General features: G+C 71.7%; 1 protein-coding gene. It reads left to right on the top strand.

Annotation, left to right across the window (positions count from 1 at the left end; all coding sequences use genetic code 11):
* On the top strand, positions 1-1,861 hold a 1,861-nt coding region (locus K206_RS40545), incomplete at both ends, for a condensation domain-containing protein (RefSeq protein ID WP_043367991.1).

The raw sequence follows: 1,861 nt of genomic DNA, 5'->3' as shown, positions 1-1,861 counted from the left end.
TGCTGGCGCAGGCGGGTGTCGCCAATGCGGCGGTGATCGCGGTGGAGGGTCCGACCGGCGCGCGGCTCGCTGCCTACGTGGTGCCGGCAGAGGGTTGCGTCGTGGATGTGGCGTCGCTGCGCGCGGCGCTGTCCGAGCAACTGCCCGACTACATGGTCCCCGCCGCCTTCGTCGTGCTCGCCGCGCTGCCGCTCACGCCCAACGGCAAGCTCGACCGCCGCGCCCTGCCCGCGCCCGAGTTCGGCGGCACGCAGGCATTCGTCGCGCCCGCGGGCGAGGCGGAAACCGCGCTTGCCGCCATCTGGACCGAGGTGCTCGGCCTGCCGCGCGTGGGCCGCGCCGACAATTTCTTCGAGTTGGGCGGCGACTCCATCCTCAGCCTGCAGATCGTCGCGCGCGCCCGCGCCGCCGGCTGGCTGCTGACGCCGCGCCAGTTGTTCGAGCGCCAGACGCTGGCCGAGCTCGCCACCGTCGCGCAGCCGCTGCCGCGCGATGGCGTGGCGGATGAGACGGTGCCGACCGGCGCCGTGCCGCTGCTGCCGATCCAGGCCGCGTTCTTCGAGACGCCGATGCCGGTGCGCCATCACTGGAACCAGTCGGTCTTGCTCGATTGCCGGGAGGCGCTCGATACACAGGCGCTGGCGCTGGCATTGGGCGATCTGGTCGCCCATCACGATGCGCTGCGGCTGCGGTTCTCGCAGGCGGATGGTGCCTGGGTCCAGACCTATGCGGACGCGGAAGCGGCACCGGACCTGCTGTGGGTGCGCGAGTTCGGCGACGACGCCGGGCGCATTGCCCATTGCGAGGCCGCGCAGCGCAGCCTCGATCTCGCGCACGGTCCGCTGCTGCGCGCCGTCGCGCTGCACGGCGCAGCGGGTCAATGGCAACTGTTGCTGGTGATTCACCATCTTGTGGTCGATGGCGTGTCCTGGCGCATCCTGATCGAGGACTTGCTGGCCGCGTATCGGCAGCGGGCTGGCGGCGAGCCTGCCGCCCTGCCCGCGCGCACAGCCTCCTGTCAGCGCTGGTCGGAAGCCTTGCGCCGCAACGCCGCTTCGCGCGCGTCGGAATTGCCGCACTGGCAGGCGCTGTCGAATGCGGCCGCTGCGCTGCCTTGCGACGACCCGAGCGGCTCGCTCACCGTCGCCGAACGCGACAGCCTCGCGCTGACGCTGCCCGCCGACGCCACGCAAGCGCTGCTCCAGCACGCGCCCGCCGCCTACCGCACCCGCATCAATGACCTGCTGCTGACCGCGCTCGCGCGCGTGCTGGCGCGCTGGAGCGGCAACGCGCGGACGTTGATCGACCTCGAAAGCCACGGCCGCGTGGCCGGCGTCGATGATGCGCTCGACCTGAGCCGCACCGTGGGCTGGTTCACCACGCTATTCCCCGTTGCGCTCGACGGCGCCGGCACGCTGCCGGACGCGATCAAGGCCGTCAAGGAACAACTGCGCGCGGTGCCCGGCGAGGGCATCGGCTTCGGCCTGCTGCGCCGCTTCGGCACCGCCGAACAGCAAGCCGCCATAGCCGCCCTGCCCAAGCCCGAGGTCGTGTTCAACTACCTCGGCCAGTTCGACGCCAGCCTGGCCGGCGATGCCCCCTGGCGCCCGGGCACCGGCGAAACCGGCGCCAACCAGGACCCGCAGACGCCGCTGTCGCATCCGCTGTCAATCAGCGGGCAAGTGTCCGGCGGACAGTTGAAGCTGTCCTTTGCCTTCAGCCGCGCGCGGCACAAGCATGCCACCGTGCAGCAGCTGGCCGAGGACTACCGCGCGGAACTGCTTGCCGTCATCGCGCATTGCACGTCGAACGAGGCCGCCGGCTTCACGCCGTCCGATTTCCCGCTCGCGCGGCTGTCGCA

Source organism: Cupriavidus sp. WS (assembly GCF_000395345.1).
Lineage (GTDB): Bacteria > Pseudomonadota > Gammaproteobacteria > Burkholderiales > Burkholderiaceae > Cupriavidus > Cupriavidus basilensis_B.
Note: the sequence above shows the minus strand (reverse complement) of the source record. Positions and strands in the feature narration are given on the sequence as shown.